Source organism: Flavobacterium sp. Sd200 (assembly GCF_009826935.1).
GTDB lineage: Bacteria > Bacteroidota > Bacteroidia > Flavobacteriales > Flavobacteriaceae > Flavobacterium.
This window is the reverse complement of sequence record NZ_WUMN01000003.1, coordinates 79,115-99,278: the sequence shown is the minus strand read 5'-3', so window position 1 is coordinate 99,278 and position 20,164 is coordinate 79,115. Positions and strand designations below refer to the sequence as shown.

General features: G+C 40.6%; 12 protein-coding genes and 1 tRNA gene. 6 read left to right on the top strand and 7 right to left on the bottom strand.

Annotated elements, in window-relative coordinates; all coding sequences use genetic code 11:
• The first annotated feature begins 368 nt into the window (after positions 1-368).
• From GR160_RS09725 to GR160_RS09710, 4 genes are all read left to right on the top strand, one after another.
• Positions 369-8,492: a LamG-like jellyroll fold domain-containing protein gene (locus GR160_RS09725; RefSeq protein ID WP_160749686.1), complete on the top strand. Its 8,124-nt coding sequence runs from the start codon at positions 369-371 to the stop codon at positions 8,490-8,492.
• 64 nt (positions 8,493-8,556) lie between these two features.
• On the top strand, positions 8,557-8,736 hold the full coding sequence (locus GR160_RS09720; protein WP_160749685.1) for a hypothetical protein: 180 nt from the start codon (positions 8,557-8,559) through the stop codon (positions 8,734-8,736).
• A gap of 16 nt (positions 8,737-8,752) precedes the next feature.
• Positions 8,753-9,655 (top strand): leucine-rich repeat domain-containing protein, encoded by a 903-nt coding sequence (locus tag GR160_RS09715; protein WP_160749684.1) that lies wholly within the window; start codon positions 8,753-8,755, stop codon positions 9,653-9,655.
• Positions 9,656-9,757: 102 nt separating this feature from the next.
• Positions 9,758-11,101: a serine hydrolase gene (locus GR160_RS09710; protein WP_160749683.1), complete on the top strand. Its 1,344-nt coding sequence runs from the start codon at positions 9,758-9,760 to the stop codon at positions 11,099-11,101.
• Between the two features lie 20 nt (positions 11,102-11,121).
• Here GR160_RS09710 and GR160_RS09705 read toward each other — a convergent pair whose 3' ends face one another.
• From GR160_RS09705 to GR160_RS09685, 5 genes are all read right to left on the bottom strand, one after another.
• Entirely contained in the window at positions 11,122-12,807 is a 1,686-nt protein-coding gene (locus GR160_RS09705; protein ID WP_160749682.1) for a S41 family peptidase, read from the bottom strand.
• 248 nt (positions 12,808-13,055) lie between these two features.
• Positions 13,056-13,143: transfer RNA gene (locus GR160_RS09700), tRNA-Ser, on the bottom strand.
• Positions 13,144-13,199: 56 nt separating this feature from the next.
• Positions 13,200-14,225, bottom strand: coding sequence for an asparaginase (locus GR160_RS09695; RefSeq protein WP_202390757.1), 1,026 nt, complete (start codon positions 14,223-14,225; stop codon positions 13,200-13,202).
• Entirely contained in the window at positions 14,218-15,351 is a 1,134-nt protein-coding gene (locus GR160_RS09690) for a 1-acyl-sn-glycerol-3-phosphate acyltransferase (protein ID WP_160749681.1), read from the bottom strand. Before GR160_RS09690 ends, GR160_RS09695 begins: the two co-directional genes overlap by 8 nt.
• Before the next feature lie 68 nt (positions 15,352-15,419).
• Positions 15,420-16,187: a TatD family hydrolase gene (locus tag GR160_RS09685; protein WP_160749680.1), complete on the bottom strand. Its 768-nt coding sequence runs from the start codon at positions 16,185-16,187 to the stop codon at positions 15,420-15,422.
• A gap of 85 nt (positions 16,188-16,272) precedes the next feature.
• Between GR160_RS09685 and GR160_RS09680 the strand changes: the two genes are divergently transcribed.
• Positions 16,273-16,710, top strand: a complete 438-nt coding sequence (locus GR160_RS09680; RefSeq protein WP_160749679.1) for a retropepsin-like aspartic protease — start codon at positions 16,273-16,275, stop codon at positions 16,708-16,710.
• 64 nt (positions 16,711-16,774) lie between these two features.
• On the top strand, positions 16,775-18,169 hold the full coding sequence (locus tag GR160_RS09675) for a T9SS type A sorting domain-containing protein (protein WP_160749678.1): 1,395 nt from the start codon (positions 16,775-16,777) through the stop codon (positions 18,167-18,169).
• Positions 18,170-18,252: 83 nt separating this feature from the next.
• Here the strand turns inward: GR160_RS09675 and GR160_RS09670 are convergent, their stop codons facing one another.
• Positions 18,253-19,413 carry a PepSY domain-containing protein gene (locus GR160_RS09670; RefSeq protein ID WP_160749677.1) on the bottom strand — a complete coding sequence of 387 codons (1,161 nt, stop codon included), beginning with the start codon at positions 19,411-19,413 and terminating at the stop codon, positions 18,253-18,255.
• Positions 19,414-19,425: 12 nt separating this feature from the next.
• Positions 19,426-20,160: a DUF4198 domain-containing protein gene (locus GR160_RS09665; RefSeq protein ID WP_160749676.1), complete on the bottom strand. Its 735-nt coding sequence runs from the start codon at positions 20,158-20,160 to the stop codon at positions 19,426-19,428.
• Positions 20,161-20,164 lie beyond the last annotated feature (4 nt).

Here is a 20,164-nt window from a genome sequence, read left to right as displayed (position 1 = left end):
AAAAATATTTTTAGCAAATATTTTCTGCATAATTGTTAAGTCGCTTTTAACGGTGTTTTAATAAGTAGTCTCATGTAAACTGTAGGTTAAATCGTATTTTTTAGCTTTTAGCAAACAATAATATATTGCATTATGTTAATTAAGTAAAAATACTAAATCACTACAACGATATACCAAAACACATTCATCATACTGTGATTTTTGTAACACTTTTTTTGTAACAAAAGTGTCAGTATGCCGGATTTTTATAACCTCAATTGATGTTTACTTAAACTAAACTTAAGTTTTTGTACGGGTAGCCCCCAACCCCAAAAAGGTAAGTTTGCCGCTAATATTTCAATCACTAACTTTTTTCAACAACACAACTCATGAAAAAGAATTTACTCTTTTTAGGCTTGTTGGTATCTTTAGGTTTGAGTCAGGGTGCAAGTGCCCAGTCCATTCCGGGAGATTCCATCGTACATGGCCCCATGATGAGCCCCGTCTACAACAACAAGGTGCGGGTATGGGTGCTAACCAAGAACAACACGGGTTCCGGCAGTGAGCTAAACATCTCGTTAACAGGCAGCGATGCTCCGGGAGTTTCGCTTACCGGTACTGTACACAACCAGGACGACCGCCTGGGGTACAGCCTACGTTCGTTTGAGTACACAGGCCTTACGGAAGGCACCACTTACACCGCAAATGTAATGGTAGACGGAGCGCCAAGCGGGCGCACTGCACATGTTGTTAATGGGCAAAACACCCTTAGCGACTTTGAATTTTTATCGGGCGGATGTGCTAGGATCTATGACCTAAGCCGCTGTATTGACACTCCGGAATCGGCTTTCCACATTAATGGCGACCCGGAGATCTTTAATGTAATGGCACGCGAACAAAGCGACATGATGGTGTGGCTTGGCGATGCCGTTTACTTATTAGGCCTTGAACACGCCATGGGCCAGTGCCCTGATGGTGTAGACGACTGGGCTAACAAAGACATGGCTTTTGACCGTTACCTGTTTTACAGGCAGTATCATGACCAGCTAATTTCGGCAATGCCGCAAATAGCTATTACAGACAACCATGATACAGGACCAAACGAGTTTAACAAAAACATGCCTACGCTTGGCGAAATGCGTGAGATATTTAAAGACTGGTGGCCAAACCCGGAGTATCTTGATACTCCTGAAGGACCGGGGCTTTACTCTTCTTATGTGTACAAAGACGTTGAGTATTTTATACTGGACAACCGCAGCTACCGCGATGGCACACAGCAGCATTTAGGCCCGGACCAGCTTGCATGGTTAAAATCAGGCCTGCTAAACTCTACTGCTACATTTAAAGTGCTTGTAAACGGAACACCGTCTTTTGAGCGCAACTGTGGTGGCCGTAATTTTTGTAACACGGCTCAGGGTAACGAAATTATACAGTATATAAGAGATAACAACGTAAATGGTGTTATATCGCTTAGTGCAGACATTCATGAGCAAAAATTCATGATACGTGAGGGCGATACTAAGTATCCTTTATATGATGTACTTTCGGGCAACCTTAACTCTGACGTGGGTACAGGAAACGGACGCTACAACATTAATTATGGCAGCGATTACATTCTTACAGGTGTAAAACAAACCTACCTAAGGGTTAATGTTTTTGGTGAAGAAGGCGACCGCAGGATGAAAGTAGAATATGTTGGCCTTGACGGGCAGCCATATTTTGAAGAAATCATTCACCAGGATATGCTTACAAGCCAAAACAGCGATGCGCTTAAACTTTCTTTAGGCATTGAGAACTCGCTTACAGATGCTTCTGAACACAACCATGCTTTTTCTGCTACAGGTGTAACTTTTGGTGCAGACAGGAACGATGTAGCAAACAGCGCAGCACAGTTCTCTGCAACATCAGATGTACATACAGCATCGGTTAATGCATTAGATTTCCACGACAGGCCATTTAGCCTTGTAATGTGGATAAACCCAAGCCAGATACCATCTAACGGTGCTACATTTATATCTAATGGTGCAGCAGGAATGGGTATGAGCCTTGGTATGGACAATGCAGGCAAACTAACGTTTACAAACCATGCTAACAATACAGTTTATACCAGTAACTATAGCGTGCTTCCAAACGCATGGAGCCATGTAGCATGGAAATATGACAACGTAAGAAGAAAACTGTCTCTTTATTTTAACGGTTTCCTTATCCAGTCTTGGGCTAACGTTGTTTCGCCAACGGCTTCTACAGCGAATGTTACTATAGGTAATAACTTCCAGAACAGGAGGTTTATTGGTAGCTTAGACGAGTTTATGCTTTACGGCAGGATCATTTCTGACGAAGAGATCATGAACGATGCAGAGGTAGAATCTACACGTGGCGGCGTTTTAAAAATGAGTGGCGGACAAAACATGGGCCTTACAGGCGATGCTACCAATGCTGCACTTGACCAGGATTTTACTATAGAATTTTGGGGCAAGCTAAACAGCGACCCGGGCACTAACTACAAGCTTGTTGCCAGCAACGGTCGTGTAAACAACAACAGTACAGGTATATCTTTCGAGTTCCCGGACAGTAACAAACTAAATATTGTTGTAGGTAACAACGGAAGCGGATGGACTACTATATCTGAGCAGGGTGCTGCATGGACAATAGGCGAATGGAACCACGTGGCGCTTACAGCTACACGCAATGGCCAAATGAAATATTATGTAAACGGTGTGCTTATTGCTCAGGGCAACTTTGGCCAGTACATTCCTAACAACTGGGGTCTTGGTTTTGGTAAGAGCCCTCAGTACTCTGGTGGTATCGATGCTGATCTTGATGAGTTCCGCATCTGGACAACTGCACTTACACAGGAAGAAATTGCTGCCCGTATGCACTACTCGCTTACAGGCGCAGAAGAAAACCTTGCCCACTACTTTACATTTAACAGCGATGAAGAAGCAGTTACTGTAGTAGACGACCTTGGATCTGCCAATACAGACATAGCTATTACAGGTGCACTTCTTGCCCCTGCAACTTCTCCGGTTAGTATTATTGCAGAGGAGTATCGCGATGTGGTTACCGGCAAATGGAGCCGTAACAACAACATTAACAACGCAGGTTTAACATTGCCGGATGCTATTACAAACTACAGCAGCAACATCATTATTGGTAAAAACAATGAAGATACAACTGCAGCAGTTCCGGGTCATGACGGCATGACATATGCTACAGGCGGATGGCATATAGACCCTGTAAACAGCCCTTTTGCAACCGTAAGGATTAACCTTAACGAGGCAGTGCCAAACTTTAGCACTGTAGCTCCGGGTGCTGGTCATTACTACCTGCTTAAACAGGAAAGCGAAACTGAATTTACTGAGGTTGCCGAAGGCAGCTTTGACGGACAGAATGCTACTTTCTACAATGCTAACCTTGCACAGGGTAGTTACTTTGTAGCCTGGGCCGAAGGCCAGTTTACAGCAGGTCGTGGTGGCGCATTATCGTTAACAGGCAACCATCAGGTACAAATACCACGTGCTGATATTAACCCTGTATTGAGCGGTAACTTTACGGTAGAGTTCTGGGTTAACCTAACGTCTGACCCTGGTAACAACACACCACTTGTATCAAGCCACGGAAGGGTAAACAATAACACTACAGGCTTTACTATCGAAATACCTGATAACAATTCGGTATCAGCAACATTTGGTAACGGTACAGGTAGTGGCTGGAACAGTATCAACTCAGGCCAGTCTCTTGTAATTGGCGAGTGGAACCACGTTGCAGTAACAGCAGTTCCGGGCGAAACAATCAAGCTTTATGTAAACGGCGAGCTTAAAAACTCTGCCCCTTATGCAGCTTTTGTACCTAACGACAACTGGAACTTTGCACTTGGAAGAAGCTTAAACTACAACAGCCAGACATCATCTATCATGGATGAGTTCCGTGTGTGGAACAAAGCAAAAACCCAGGAAGAGATACTTGCACAGTTACATGCTAACTTAGATGCTACCGATAACAACCTTGTGTACAACTTTACGTTTGACCAGGAAGACAACGGTACATTAGAGAACAACGGTATTAATACCAATCCAATTGCTTACACAAATGCCCAGATCATAGATGCTACAAGCCCTGTGGCCGATGTTAACACATCGTTCCCGGATGATATGACTGGTAACTGGAGTTTTACTAACGAAACAGCAAACGGTTTATATCTTACTACAGATATTACAAGTTTTACTGAGAACGTAGTAATCAGCCGTAACGACAACAATACAATTGCTGCCCTTGGAAACGAAGAAGATACATCTTATGTAACCGGAGGATGGCATTTAAATGCTCAGGGAATTGCAACAGCAAACCTACAGGTAAACCTTGAAGAGGTATTTGCTAACCCTGCGCAAACCAACGCAACAGTGCGTGAGTACAGACTTATAAAAGGCGACCCTAACAGTGTTTATGAAACTGTTGCTACAGGTACTGCCGAAGGTTTACTTGTAAACTTTGACAACATTGCTCTAAACATGGGCAACTACTACCTTGCCTTTACTACAGATGTAGATGCTGTTATTGCAGAGCAGGGTGGTGCGCTTCATCTTGCAGGTGGACACGAGGTATATGTACCAAGGGAAGGTGTTAACCAAGCCCTTTCTGGTGAGTTTACCATAGAAATGTGGGGCCGTTTAACACAGCCTGCAGGTGGTAATACTAAACTTGTAGGCTTTACAAGCTTAACAGCAGGTAACCACGGCTGGGAAATGGAGTTCCTTAGCAACCAGACACTGCAAACCATTACCGGTAGGGGTGCTCAGGGAGGCTGGAATTCACTTAACTCAACTCACGTATGGAGGGTTAACGAATGGAACCACGTTGCGGTAACTTTTGTACCAAACGGTGAATTTAAATTTTATGTAAACGGCGAGCTTGCAAGCAGCACAACGGTAGGCACATTTGCTCCTTGTTCTAACAACCTTGCCTTTGGTAAAAATGTTGCAAACAACGCACCTACTAACAGTGATATAGACGAGTTCCGTATCTGGACGGTGGCTAAAACCCAGGAAGAAATTAAGCGCGATATGCACTTAACAATGCCAGCAGAAACGGCTAACCTTTCTTACAACTATACTTTTAACCAGGACAACAGCGGTTTCCTTGTAAACAGCGGATCTGTAAACGTAGAGGTTCCTTACACCAACGCAAGCATTATTCCTGCTACAGATCCTGTAAGGGATATGGAGGCAGCTTACCGTAATAAAGTTTCGGGTAACTGGAGCTTAAGGAACGATAACAGGAACGGTCTTTATCTTGCCGATGCCGTAGCTACAATGGACAACAACGTAGTTATAGGTACAGAAGCAGGTACTGAAATACTTGACCTACCCGGCACAGAAACAGGAAGAAAATACCTTAACAGCCGTTGGAAGGTAGAATCGTTATTTATTGAAAGCGGCAGTCTTAAGGTAGACCTTAGACAGGTATTTGAAAACCTTAATGACGTTAACGTACTTGCAAACAACTATATGCTTTTAACAGGCAACCCTGCCGGAGAGTATACAGTAATTGCACAAGGTACTAAAGAAAACAACATTGTTACGTTCTCATCTATAACTTTCAGCGATGAGCCTGTGTATCTTGCATGGATAAGCGATACAGAATATCCTGTAGGTTCTTTCCCTGTAACCCAGCAAAGCCTTTGGAAGTATAACGACACAGGTGTAGATCTTGGTACAGCATGGACAAGTACTGACTATGACGATGCTTCATGGCATTTTGGTAACGGTATCCTTGGTTATGGCGATGGCAACGAGAGCACAACGCTAAGCTTTGGCCCTGACAGCCAAAACAAATATCCTACTTACTACTTCAGGCATATCTTTAATGTTGAAGACGCTTCTCAATTCGGGTCGCTTGTATTCAGCACACTTAAAGACGATGGTGTGGTAGTGTATGTAAACGGTACAGAAGCTTTCCGCAGCAACATGCCGGAAGGAGATATTACTTACAACACTTTTGCAAGTTCTACCATTGGCGGTGCCGATGAGACTACTTACTTTAACAACACCGTATCTAACCTACTTGTAGATGGTGAGAACGTTATTGCAGTAGAGCTTCACCAGGCAACAGCCAACAGTTCAGACCTTAGCTTTGACATGAGCGTAGTAGCCCTGCCTCCTGCCCTTGATGCAGCAAACTACCCGCTGCCTAAAGACAGCCAGTGGCATTACCTTGACAACGGCACAAGCCTTGACGATGTAGAATGGGGTGTTACAACCTACCAAGAAGGCTGGGCCAGCGGGAATGCTCCGTTTGGTTATGGCGACCCGGTAAACACTAACATTTCTTACGGGCCTAACTCGGCAGATAAATATGTTACCAGCTATTTCTACAGAGACATCAACATCAACCTTGCTGATGTTGCCGATATGGTAGAGTTTGGTGTTAAACGTGATGACGGTGCCGTTATCTATGTAAACGGTGTGGAAGCATTCAGGCAAAACATGCCGGAGGGTGTTATTACTTACCGTACATTCTCGGCAGAAACTATTGACGGTGCCGATGAGAACAGGTACTTTACACAACAACTTCCTAAATCTATATTTAACGATGGTGTTAACCGTATAGCGGTAGAAGTTCACAACCGTTCTGCAAGCAGCTCAGACATTAAGTTTGATATGTATGTAAAAGATGCGGAAGATCTTTCTCTTACTTGCGATGAAGAGCATATTTCATGCTTTGTGTCAATCAACCCAACAGGTATGACCCCTAATATGATTATTCCTGGCGAGCACCGCTTCCAGCTGATCCATAAAGAAGGTACTACTTACACTGAGGGTGGAGGAAACGTTCCGGGTAACCACGACTATACTGCTTATGTGCCAATTGATGGCAGCAGCACAACAGGTCACCTTTCGGTTAACCACGAAAACAACCCTGGAGGTGTATCAATGATAAACCTGCATTTAGACACAGAAAACGCCTTGTGGTCTATAGACCGCTCTATGGCTGTAGACTTCTACAATAGCAACCTTGTAACTACTAACAGAAACTGTAGTGGTGGTACTACACCTTGGGGTACTGTAGTAACTGCTGAAGAAGCTACAGATGCCGGAGACGTAAACGGAGACGGTTACCAGGATGTGGGCTGGTTAGTAGAAATAGACCCGGCAACAGGTTTAGTAAAACAATATGGCAACGGCATACAGGAAAAACTGTGGGCTATGGGCCGTATGAACCACGAAAACGTAGTGGTTAAAGCAGATGGTACTGCTGCTTATTATGGTGAAGACGGTGGTACGCACTGTGTGTACAAATTTGTACCAACAACACCGGGCAACCTTTACTCTGGTAGGGTTTATGTACTTAAGCTTGACCTTGCACTATCGTCTGACGAGCCAAGTTCATCTACAGCTACATGGGTAGAAGTACCTAATGCCACTCAGCCCGACAGGAACAACCTTAACATTAATGCTGCTGCCCTTGGAGGTACTAACTTTAATGGTGTTGAAGACTGTGAGATCAATCCGTATAACGGCATGGTTTACTTTACTTCTAAAGGTAAAAACCGTATCTACCGCTTTAAAGATAATGGTGAAACAATATCTGACTTTGAAGTATTTGCAGGTGGAAGGGATTACCCTATAGAAACTGCAGGTGGTGTAGTTAACGAGCCTTGGGGCGACGGTAACGACAACCTTGTGTTTGACGACAGGGGTAACCTATGGGTATGCCAGGATGGTGGCCGTAACTACATTTGGGTTATTGCTCCGGATCACAAACAGGATATTCCTAACATTAAGATCTTTGGTTCTATGCCAAACGGTTCTGAGCCAACAGGTTTAACCTTTACACCAGACTACAAATACGGATTCTTCTCTGTACAGCACCCAAGTGGCGCAAACACAGAGCAAATGGATGCTACTTTCGGTCAGGTGAGGTTTAATGCCTCGGCTACGGTGGTATTCTCACTAAGCCAGTATCTTGGCGCTCAGGCTCCGATAACAGATTTCGTTGCCAACCAGGTTACGGTTACAGAAGGCCAAACGGTAACATTTACCGATATGTCTACAAACAACCCAACCTCTTGGTCGTGGACGTTTGAAGGCGGTACTCCTGCTACTTCTACAGAACAGAATCCAACAGTTACTTACAACACTGCGGGTACTTATGATGTAACGCTTGTAACACAAAACGTTGCAGGTACAGACGAAGAAGTTAAAACAGAGTACATACTTGTAGATGAAGAAATGGGCCATAACAACCCTATAAAAGGTACAGTGGCACTTTATCCTAACCCTACAAGCGGTAAAGTTACTATAGAGCTTAACCAAAGGTCTATTGGTGAGAATGTTTCAGTTGAAGTTTATGACCTTACAGGCCGTAAAGTGACTGACAAGCAAAACATTAAAACCATTAGTGGTAGCCAGAAAATTGAGCTTGATCTTTCTAACTATGCAGGCGAGCAGGTATTTATTATCAAACTAAACGTTGGTAATACTACCGGAACCTACAAACTTTTAAAGGTTAAATAATTAATCTCTTAAGTGGGGCGGCATGTGCCGCCCCACTTTTTTTATTTTCTTAACACACAACATCATGAAAAAAAGCATAGCATCCTTACTTTTATTCTTTATAGCCTGGAGCGTGGTCATGGCACTTACTGCCAATGTGCCCTTGTTAAAAAAGGACTCTAAAGAACAAAATCTTTATACCGGTTTAAAACACAAACCCGGCAAAAAAAGCATTACAAAAAATACTGCCACAGCGCAGCAATAATTCAACGATTGTTATCATGTACAAGTTTCTATTCAGTACGCTATTGTTCAGCTTTGTGTGCCACGCGCAAAACCCAAGCCCTATTAAAGACAGGGTTTACCAAAGCGTGCATCAGGCAATGGCCGATAAGAACAACGCACACCAGCTAAACTTTAGGGACAAAGGCCTTTTTCATGCCCCCGAGGGTATCGAAGCACTGCAGCAACTGACTTTTTTAAACCTTATGGGCAACAACCTTGAGCAGGTAGAAGCTCCAATACTATCGTTAAAAAAACTTGAGGTACTGAACCTTAAACTCAACTCGCTTAAATTTTTGCCTGATAATATAGGGCAACTGAAAAAACTGGTAAGGCTCGACGTATCTGATAATGCACTGACCTCTCTCCCATCTTCTCTACAAAAACTAAAGCAACTAAAGTTTTTGCACCTGTCATCCAATAACCTTACGGCATTGCCGGTTACTATTGGCAACTGCAAAAGCCTTGAGGCTTTACAGTTAGAAAACAACCAGCTTAGCTACCTGCCACAGCAAATAACGCAGCTAAACAAGCTAAAGCTGTTACAACTGGGGCACAACCAATTTTATGAGTTTGATGCCGACTGGGCAAAGCTTTCCGGTCTTGAAGAACTGAACCTGGAGTTTAATTACCTGCGCAGTTTTCCGGAATCGATACAGCAGCTTACCCGTTTAAAAAACCTTATTGTTAATAATAACGAACTGAGCTTACTTCCAGAAGGCATTACTACGCTAAAAAACCTGGAATCGCTGTCGTTGTCTAACAACAACATTAAACAGTTTCCGCAAAACATTGGCAATCTTACCAATTTAAAAACACTTATACTAAATGGCAACCCTATATCTGCCAAAGAAAAACAACGCATAAAAGAGGTGCTGCCCAATTGCAGTATCTATTATTAGTTGCACGGGTACTGTTACGTTAATTATTAACGTTTTACACCCCCTGTACTTATCAATATATTTTGTTAATTTGTTTACCACAACATGCAAAATATTATAAAAATGAAAACACTGGGGCTACTTTTTACATTTTTAATAAGCATACACCTCTACAGTCAAAATTCTCAAATTGAAAAAGAGCTTGATGCGCTTTTTGAAAAAGATTTTTCAGAGAAAACACCCGGCTGCTCTGTACTCATATCGCAAAACGGTAATACTGTTTACAACAAAGCTTTCGGCAGCGCAAATTTAGAGTTAGATGTTCCCCTCAAAACAACATCTGTTTTTAGCATTGCTTCAATAACTAAGCAGTTTACAGCTATCGCCATATTACAATTGGTTGAAAAAGGAAAAATCAGGTTAGATGATAATTTAGATAAATACATCGATGGTTTTGAAGGAAAAGGTATTGAAATACAGCATCTTTTATCGCACACTTCTGGTCTTAAAGACTATTTACAGGTAGATACAGGTCAGAAATTTGGAGAAAGGATGGACTATACTCCTTTAGAACTGATTGATATCTTTAAAAAAATCCCTTTGGAATTTGTACCCGGAACGGCTTACAAATACTGTAATTCCGACTACATACTTTTAGGATACATTATCGAAAAAGTAAGTGGCAGAAAATATGCCGACTATTTAAAAGACAACATTTTTATACCGTTAAAAATGGATCACACCTTTTATGACAGCAATGAAGCTATAATTCCAAACCGTGTTTCGGGATACTTTAAAGATGGCAGCATTTACAAAAAAGCAGAATTTTGGAGCGCAACCGTGGGTTATTCGGCAGGTGGATTGCTCTCAAACACTTCTGATTTAGAAAAATGGAACAATGGATTATTGTCTTACAGTATACTGAACAAAGAATTGTTAGACAAGGCCTTTACACCATACAAACTTAATGATGGAACAATTACAAACTACGGTCTTGGCTGGAATGTTGCTGATGTTAACGGCATAAAAAAGATCGACCATGGCGGGAACAAAAATGGTTTTATATCTTATGAAGGATATTTCCCTGAAAAACAACTGTATATTGTTTTATTGTTCAATTCTGAAAATGCCGAAAGAGATAAACTGGCTATCAGGGTATCTGAAATAATGATTGGTAAATCGCTACAAAACAAAGTGACGTTAACCGATGAAATTTTACAAAAATATACAGGTAAATATCAGTTGGTCTCAGATGCTAAAAGGACTATGACAATTATAAAAGAAAAATCCGGGTTGGTGGCTGATATTTCTGGGCAAGGTAAATTTCCATTAATTTTTCAATCCCAAACCCAATTTCAGTTGTCAAATTTATTGGACATTAAATGTGAATTTAAACTTGTCAACGGAAATCCGGAAAGCATCATCGTTAGTCAGAACGGAGCATACGAATGGAAAAAAATACGTTGACCGTTCATTAATAGTAGTTTTTATTTTCCTGTTTCAGCAAATTCTATTGCTCTTTTCAAAATTGGGTCTTTATCCTCTACAAAATCCTGAACAGTATAATTTACGGGAATATCTATAGGTATTCCAACACGTTGTGCTTCGTCTCCATTTGCCTGATAAATACCCAAACCAGAAAATGATATTTTGTATCCCCCAGGAAAGACTATTCTTGTAACATTTCCGTCAGCACCTGCTGTTTGGTTTCCTACAACAATTGTATTTTTATAGGTTTTTAAAATAAGGCAATCAAATTCAGGTAAACTCTGTGTCCTGTAGTCTACAAGTAAGATCAGTTTGCCTGTATATGGGCTTGGGTTTTCTTCTCCAACTTTTTCGTACCATTTTCCGGCATTGGTGTTTTCATAGATCAATAATCCTGGGTAGCGGAAATCATTTCTTGTACATGTGCTGTAAACAGTAGGATTGTCAAGAAAATAATTAGGAATCGTGTAAGAAGGCATCGTTCTTGGATAATTTCTCAAATCCAGTATAATAGCCTTGGTTTGCATTAGTGGCAAAAAGATACTGTCTCTATTTTTAGAGGTAACATTAGAGGCATAAACATAAGCAACTTCAGGAGCAATTATCTTAGAGATTGTTGGACTCGAAAACCCGTGAAAACTATCAAAATTTTGAATATAACTGCTCTCAACAAGTTTTATTTCAGAGGAGAATTTGCTTCCGTCAGAATTGTAACCCGTGTAAATTGCCAATGGTTCTCTACTGTTCAAAATAAGCTTATGCAGATCTCTGTATTTTCCTGCTGCATTTCCTGCCGGAACATACTCCCACAACTCCTTTGCCTTTGCCTTTAGCGAAACGTCATTTATTTTTTCAATAACGCTACCCTCTTTAAGGTTGGCTTTTTTGGCTGCCTGCTCATCAAGAATTTTAGTTACTACAGCCTTGTTATCTGTCAATTTAAAATAAAATGGCGGACTGTATTTCCCTACAACTTCAAGATCAATAAAAGGATAGACTCCTCCATGCCCGTCATCTATAGAAGCTGCCATTCTTAGAATAGCCTTATGGTAGGCACTTGTATTATTAGCATTTACAAATTCAGGAATCAAATCAATTAACACCTTATCCCATTTTTTATCTGTTGCATATTTATAGGGATAATAGTAGTTAATCACGTTCCAAAAACGAAAAAGGCCAAGAAGCCTGTAATTTACATCCGGCATTTTCATTTCAGGATACGGATTTTCATTTGGCATCCAGATGTTACCATCGTCATCAGGGTTATTTTGGGCATAAAAATTCTGTACCTGATAAGGATGTGAATAATTATACCTTAATAAACTTTTTTGATTTTTGGTGAGATTCTTGCTTCGTTCTACCCATGAATGGTCAATGTTCCGATAAGTGTACGGATGTGCTGAGTAATCAATCTCAAATTCAGGAGAATTATTGCTGCCTGCAATTTGCAGGAGTTTATCTATTTCATTCTGAAAAATGCTTTTATTGCCTGAACTTAAGATCTGGTTTGCAGATACAACCAAAATTGAATCCCAATTATGTCTTCCTGCCGCTATTTCCGGATGAAAATATTTTAAATTTCCCCAAACATTGCATAGATCGGAAAGTTGAGATACCTGCTTTTTTGTTTGCGCATTCAAACCTATTGCACAAGCAATTAGTATAACAAAAATTAATCTTTTCATATCCGGCCAAGCGTTGTTTTTTGTTACTCTTACCTTTAATGCTAAGAAATGATATAGTAAGAGATTTTAGCAATAAATTTCAATCAAAGAACTGAATTTGAAGTTTTCACGCTTCAAATTACAGAAAGTAACCGGAGCATCTGTATCCAAATTCTAAAGGTTAATTAATCAACGTTCCCAAAAGATTATTTATTATACACCGTTCCAAAAGAATAACATGAACCAGATATGTGACCTATGAAATTTTGCAGAGGGGAAGGGATTCGAACCCTCGATGCCCTTTTGGAGCATACACACTTTCCAGGCGTGCGCCTTCGACCACTCGGCCACCCCTCTAAAAATCTAATTTCGGCAGCAAAAATAGAATTAAATAATTAATTACCGCTAAAATATTAAGACAATTCTCCGCACAGCGAAGTTTCAAAAAGTTCTTTAAAATTGCTATGTGGCACATTTTGACCCAACAGGTACATCATTTTTGTAATAGCAGCCTCTGTAGTAATATCAGCACCGGATATTACCCCGATTTTCTTAAGCATAGTGCTGGTTTCATACTGCCCCATGTTTACCCTTCCGCCCCAGCACTGGGTTACGTTTACCACATGCAGGCCACGCTCTATGGCTTTTTGCAGTATGCCTATAAACCAGTCGCCCGATGGTGCATTGCCCGCCCCATAGGTTTCGAGCACTATACCTTTAAGGTTAGGCACATTGAGCAATGCCGAAAGCACCTTTGCATTAATGCCCGGAAACATTTTTACAATGGCCACATTGTCGTCAAAATCAAAACTTACCTGTAACGGCTTATATTGTGTGGCCGGCAGGAAATATTCTTTATGGAATTTTAAGTGCACACCGCTTTCTGCCAATGCCGGATAATTGGGCGATGTAAAGGCATTAAAATGTTCGGCACTTATTTTTGTGGTACGGTTGCCACGATAAAGTTTGTATTCAAAATACAGCGATACTTCGCGCACTGCAGGCTGACCGTCCTGAGTTAACGATGCTATTTGTATGGCAGTAATAAGGTTTTCTTTGGCATCGGTGCGCAAATCGCCAATAGGAAGCTGAGATCCTGTAAACACAACAGGCTTGTTTAAGTTTTGCAGCATAAAGCTCAGTGCCGATGCTGAATAGGCCATAGTATCTGACCCGTGCAAAATTACAAACCCGTCGAAACCATCATAATTATCGTTTATAATGGTTGCCATTTTTGCCCATTGCAATGTATCCATATCAGATGAATCGATAGGCATCTCAAAAGACAGGGTCTCTATATCACAATCAAGCTGTTTAAGCTCTGGTATATTTTGTAAAAGTTTTTTAAAGTTGAAAACTTTGAGCGCACCCGTTTCAAAATTTTTCACCATGCCTATGGTGCCACCTGTATAAAGCAATAAAATGCGTGGCTTAGGCATTATGATATTTCATTTTGTTAACCACAGGGTTTGCATACATGGCAAGGAAACCGTCTCGTAAAATTTTGTTTTCAATATCTATACGCATTTCAAGACGCCTTTCAAATACCTGTTTTTCCTTCTCAGTATATTTATCGGCAAACTGCGTGGTGTTATTCAGCAGGTCATACGCAATATAATTGGTAGGCCACAGCCTGTATGAATTCAGTATAGAATCATCAATAGCCTGCCCTAACGCCTGTAGTTGTTTGTTTGCACTGTCGTTATTGGCGGCAATAGCATCAAGCTCTGTATCAAGAACATCGCCCACATGCAGGTGTATGCGTTTTTTCTGGCCCATAATTCCGCTTATCAGTGTAGTAAAATCTTCATTTTTTTCCTTTACATACACCTCATCGTTAGCCTTCGCCAAAAGCTGTGGCATTTTAAGCGCATCGGTAGGGTCATACTCATACGATATTGATACCGGAACAATTTTCATGTTCTTAAAATATTCCATTAGCGGAGTTCCGTCGGCAGCCATAGCAAGCATTTTAAGCACGCCCTGTTGTGTGGCATCGTTACCGTCTTTAGTACGTCCTTCGCGCTGGGCTATCCATACCGAACGGTTTTCGCGCGTTAGCATGTGGTATATAAACTCCGACATTAGTTTAGAGCTTTGCAGCAATTCACGAGGAGACAAACTTCTTTGTACAATAAAACTGCGGTTAAGCCTTGACAATGTGCGCAGGAACGATTTTTTAACCAAATTATCGCCAATGGCCGAAGCCGTCATGATAAGGCCATGGTCTAACAACGCTACATTAAGCAACGACGTATCCATTATAATATCGCGGTGGTTGGAAATATACAGGTATGGTGTGTGCTTATCCAGTTTTTCGAAGCCCGATGTGGTAAAACCTTCAGAGCTGCGTTTTAGAACCTGATGAATAGCGTTATATATAAAATTAGCCTGAAAATCGCGCTTAGAGTGAGTTCTTTTAAGCTGTTCTATCCAAACCTCATCTTCAACATCCGGAAATGTAAAGCTCATTAAAGCTTTCATCATGGGGTGGTAAACAATATTTCGCAGAGCCTCGTTTACTTCACTGTCATATAAAGGCCGGATATGATCGTATTTGGACATGTACTTATGTAAGGTTAAAACTAACTGCAAATGAACAAAATTTTATTGAATTTTTGCCCAATTCTTTGTTAAATGCCGTAAACATTTTTAGAATTTGCCGTTGTAATGCTCGCTATTTCTTCTAAAGAAACATTGTAAATATCGGCTAGTTTTTGAGCGATTACAGGTATATAGGCACTCTCGTTGCGCTTGCCCCTGTAAGGCACTGGTGCAAGGTAGGGAGCATCGGTTTCGAGCACTATATGCTGCAGGTCTATTTCGTTTAAAAACTGGTCAATTTTGCCGTTCTTAAAAGTTGCCACACCTCCAATACCCAGCTTCATACCATAGCTAATGGCTCGCTGTACCTGCTCAAAATCACCACTAAAACAATGGAATATTCCAAACAACCCCTCCCCTTTTTCGTCTTCCAGCACTTCGAATGTTTCATCAAAAGCATCACGGCAGTGTATGTTTATGGGCAGTTTGTATTTTTTTGCAAGTTGTATTTGGTGTTTAAAGGCCTTCTGCTGTTGCTTTAAATAGGTTTTATCCCAATACAGGTCTACCCCTATTTCGCCCACGGCATAAAATTTATGCGTGGCAAGCTGCTGTTCTACATGTTCAAGCTCTTGTTTATAATTCTCTTTGACGTATGTAGGATGCAGTCCCATCATTAGAAAAACATTTTCAGGATACTGTTTTTCTAAAGCATACATAGCCGCTGTACTGCTGCTATCTATAGACGGAACAAAAAGTCGTGTAACCCCGGCATTAAAGGCACGTTGCATCATGGCATCGCTGTCGGCAGCAAATTCTTCGCTGTATATATGGGTGTGGGTATCGGTAAATATCATTGTAACTGACTAAACGGCAAAAATACAAACTTGGCATCTCTTTTGAAGGCTATTGTTGTATTTTTGATAATTCAATAACAAACTAATGAAAGACCTGTACAGTGCCCTGAAAGAAAAGGGGTATAAACGCATAAAATTTAAACTCTCTAAAACACAGCACCTTTTGGTAAAAGCTAAAATAAATGGCGTACAGGGCAATTTTATTTTAGATACAGGAGCCTCTAACAGTTGTGTAGACTTTGCCGGAATAACCCACTTTGAGCTGGCTGCAAACGACAGTGAAACCAAAGCAGCAGGCGCAGGCGGAACAGGCATGCTAACACAAACATCTGTAAAAAACCATCTTAAAATGGGTCGCTGGACCACAAAGAACTTCAACCTTGTGGTGTTCGACATGAGTCATGTAAACGAGGCTCTTAGCAACTATAAAGCCAAACCTGTTCATGGCATTATTGGTGCCGATGTGCTCCTTAAAGGAAAAGCCATTATAGACTACCATAATTTTTGTCTTTATTTGAAGTAATAATCATATAACACATTAATTGTAAGGAGGTTTTTATATTTTTGGCAAATACAAAAACACCATCATGAAAAAACACCTTTACATTTTAATTGTATCGTTATTTGCCTTTAATGCAACCGCTCAAATACAAGTTGGTCCGGTAGAGCCCTACAGCATTTGCCAGACACCTTATACAGGTATTGCAACGTTCGACCTGCAAGAATATAAAGCACAGGTTTTAGGCAGCCTCGACCCTACATTGTACAGCGTTAATTATTACTTTCTGGATCCGCGACTTGTTGCTCCCGGAACTGCAAACCCGGCACTCCCGGCACTGTTTACTAATACTGTAAACCCGTTAACTGTTTTTGCACGGGTTAGTGAGAATGCAAATCCCAACAATTTTGCCACCACAATAGTAAATCTCTTTGTTGAGCCCCAAAGCACTGCTCTACCCGCAGAATATTCATCTTGCGACACTGATGCTGTTAACGACGGATTCATGGTTATTAACCTCACATCTCTTAGCCCGGCAATTATTGGCTCACAAGTCCCTGCATCAAATTTTAATGTCAGATATTTTTTTAACGAAGCAGATGCTTTGAATAATGAAAATGCAATTGTAAATGCCGATGAATTCTATGCATCTTCTGAAACTTTATGGGCAAGAGTCAGTAATGATCAATTCCCTAACGGATGTCCTGCAATTGCTCCGATAACAATCTCTATATCACAACTACCGCAACCTATAATTATTAGCCTTGACGGAAGCTTTACCAGTTGTGTTGATTACTCTAATCCTACAATAATTTATCGCGCTGTAAATCTATTTTCAGGATATGATAACACACACACTTTTATATGGTATAAAGATGGTGAAGTAATAGAAAACGCAATTTTACCTAATTATTATGCTTACGAATCTGGAGATTATACCGTTATGGTTATTAGCCCCAACCCTTTAAATTGCGTATCAGCTATATCACCTGTCTTTCATGTAAATAAATCAGGGCCGGCATCAATCATAGGAAACGGTTATAGTATAGATGAAAATAGTATAATTGTGAATGCCGAAGGTTTCGGAACATATCAATACAGCCTTGATACCAATGGTCCATGGCAGGATTCTAATATCTTTATGAATCCGCCTCAAGGTAATCTTACTATTTATATAAGAGACATTACTGATCCTCTAAACAATTGCGATATAGTAACAATTGAAAATGTACTTAGCACACCTGCAACAAAAATGCAATCATTAACACATTACCCCAACCCTGTTGCTTCTACATTACATCTAAAAAATGATACCGCCATAGACGCTGTTAAAATTCATAATGCGTTTGGGCAATTGATAGTGACTAAAACATTTAACGACACCGAAGCTAAACTAGACATGTCAGGATTTACGAAAGGTGTATATTTTGTAAATGTGAATAGCAACAATGCATTTAAAACACTAAAAATTGTAAAGGAATAAGACAAATATATCTGTAAAAAAGTAAAACCGCCCGTTGATCAATATCTCAACGGGCGGCTTGTTTTTAGATAGCTTTTTAAGAGCTACTTCTTTTTATAAGTACGGCCATACCATATAATAAAACCCGTTACAGGTAACATAGCACTTATAAAGCTGGCAATAAACGCCAGTATTTTTCCGGGTATTCCCAATATTGCCCCTACATGAATATCATAATTGGCTGTTATTAGCTGTTCGCCAAAATTCTTATCGCTGTGATTGCGCTCGGCCAGAAAAGCACCTGTGTACTGATCAAACTGCATTTGATGGCTTTTATAATAAGTCCCTTCGTTTTGCCCAATATAAATATCAATTGGGGCAAGGCTGTCTGCGGGTCTACCTAACCTTATATTGTCGGCATCTTTATGCTTAGCAAAAGCACTAATACAGGCTTTATTAAAAGCTGCATCTTTATCATTCTCAGTAATTACCGATTTAGAAACTAAATATTCCGGTGGGGTAACACTCATTGCGCCCGCTGCATAAACTAGATTCTGGAACCATGTAAACGCCCAAACCATACCTGTAAATGCAAGTATAACCGCTACAGTGGCTACATAAAACCCAAGAATATTGTGCAGGTCGTAGTTTTTGCGGCGCCATTTTGTGGAATCTTTCCATTGAAACCAAAGTCTTTGCTTACGCGCGGCCTTATTTTTAGGCCACCATAAAATAATACCTGTAATAAGCATTATTACAAATATAAGCGTTGCCCAACCCGTAATGGTTTGGCCTATGGCATCGTTTAAAAGCAAACTCCAGTGCAGGGCTTTTATAAAAACAAAAAAATCAAGCTCTTCATCATAAACACCAAGCACTTTACCCGTGTATTGATCTACATAAACCGATATATATTCATCTATATTATCATAGTAATACAAATGGCCTTCGCCAAACTTATAGCAATGAAAAACCGTGCTTTTTTGAGGATCGTTATAAATACTGATATTTGTAATGGTTCCTGTTTTGCCTATAGCCTGCTGTGTGGTTTGCCAAAGCTGTGTGGGAGGTATAGCCTGAGCTTTAACCTCTTTTACATACATTACATCGTTGCGCAGCCAGTTTGTAATTTCCTGGTTAAACACAAAGATGCATCCGGTAACTCCCAGCAATAAAACAATAAGCCCGGACGCAAGTCCGAGCCATAAGTGGGCTTTGCCAACCCAGTGTTTAAAATCTTTTTTCTTCTTCTTTTTGGTCGTCATCGGCCGTTTTCTTTATTTACCCAAAGGCAGTGTATAGGTTGCACAATGGTATATAAACTGATAGTCTTTACCGTTATACTTTCCCGGAACTTCTTCTTTTTTGCTAACCTCAACTACATATTTTGTATTCCACGGCAGTACAAATTTTACAGTACCATTCTCATCTGTAGTAAGTTTTTTGCTCCACTGGTCTGCCACAAATATAGTAACTTCGGTTTCTTTTGCAGGCTGCCCTTTATAAAATACAGTAAGCGTTGTTTCTCCTTTTTCGGAAGATAGTTTTTTCGTGGCATCTACAACGGCAAGCCCGTCAGGGTTAACCGACGCACTGTTCCCGGCATTCCCACCCACAACTACTTTTGCCGTGCTATGGTAATGCGTTTTAAAAATACCAAAATCATATTGAGTATAGTCTATAACATCAATTTTATTGTTGTTAAGCACAATAGTATAAGTGCCGTTAGCTTTTGGCATAAAGTAGCCACTGTAAAACAATTCGCCCGGCTGCATTTGTATGGCTGTTTTTTCTCCGCTTGGAGATACAGCCCATACCTCAAAATTCTTCATTTTTTCAAAAGACTCTCCATTTACTTTTTCCTGAAGCCCATAAGTATATTCGCCAAAGAAAACTTTTACTTCCTGTTTTTTGTTTAAAGTTCCTACAGGATTGGTCTCTACCCACATAAAATGTGCAAACACGGGAGCCGATGAGATAAAGGCTAATAGCAGTAAAATATATTTTTTCATGATA

Bases quoted from the DNA above. Each gene is read 5' to 3' on its own strand.
- GR160_RS09725 (WP_160749686.1), top strand. From the start codon at position 369: ATGAAAAAGAATTTACTCTTTTTAGGCTTGTTGGTATCTTTAGGTTTG.
- GR160_RS09720 (WP_160749685.1), top strand. From the start codon at position 8,557: ATGAAAAAAAGCATAGCATCCTTACTTTTATTCTTTATAGCCTGGAGC.
- GR160_RS09715 (WP_160749684.1), top strand. From the start codon at position 8,753: ATGTACAAGTTTCTATTCAGTACGCTATTGTTCAGCTTTGTGTGCCAC.
- GR160_RS09710 (WP_160749683.1), top strand. From the start codon at position 9,758: ATGAAAACACTGGGGCTACTTTTTACATTTTTAATAAGCATACACCTC.
- GR160_RS09705 (WP_160749682.1), bottom strand. From the start codon at position 12,807: ATGAAAAGATTAATTTTTGTTATACTAATTGCTTGTGCAATAGGTTTG.
- GR160_RS09695 (WP_202390757.1), bottom strand. From the start codon at position 14,225: ATGCCTAAGCCACGCATTTTATTGCTTTATACAGGTGGCACCATAGGC.
- GR160_RS09690 (WP_160749681.1), bottom strand. From the start codon at position 15,351: ATGTCCAAATACGATCATATCCGGCCTTTATATGACAGTGAAGTAAAC.
- GR160_RS09685 (WP_160749680.1), bottom strand. From the start codon at position 16,187: ATGATATTTACCGATACCCACACCCATATATACAGCGAAGAATTTGCT.
- GR160_RS09680 (WP_160749679.1), top strand. From the start codon at position 16,273: ATGAAAGACCTGTACAGTGCCCTGAAAGAAAAGGGGTATAAACGCATA.
- GR160_RS09675 (WP_160749678.1), top strand. From the start codon at position 16,775: ATGAAAAAACACCTTTACATTTTAATTGTATCGTTATTTGCCTTTAAT.
- GR160_RS09670 (WP_160749677.1), bottom strand. From the start codon at position 19,413: ATGACGACCAAAAAGAAGAAGAAAAAAGATTTTAAACACTGGGTTGGC.
- GR160_RS09665 (WP_160749676.1), bottom strand. From the start codon at position 20,160: ATGAAAAAATATATTTTACTGCTATTAGCCTTTATCTCATCGGCTCCC.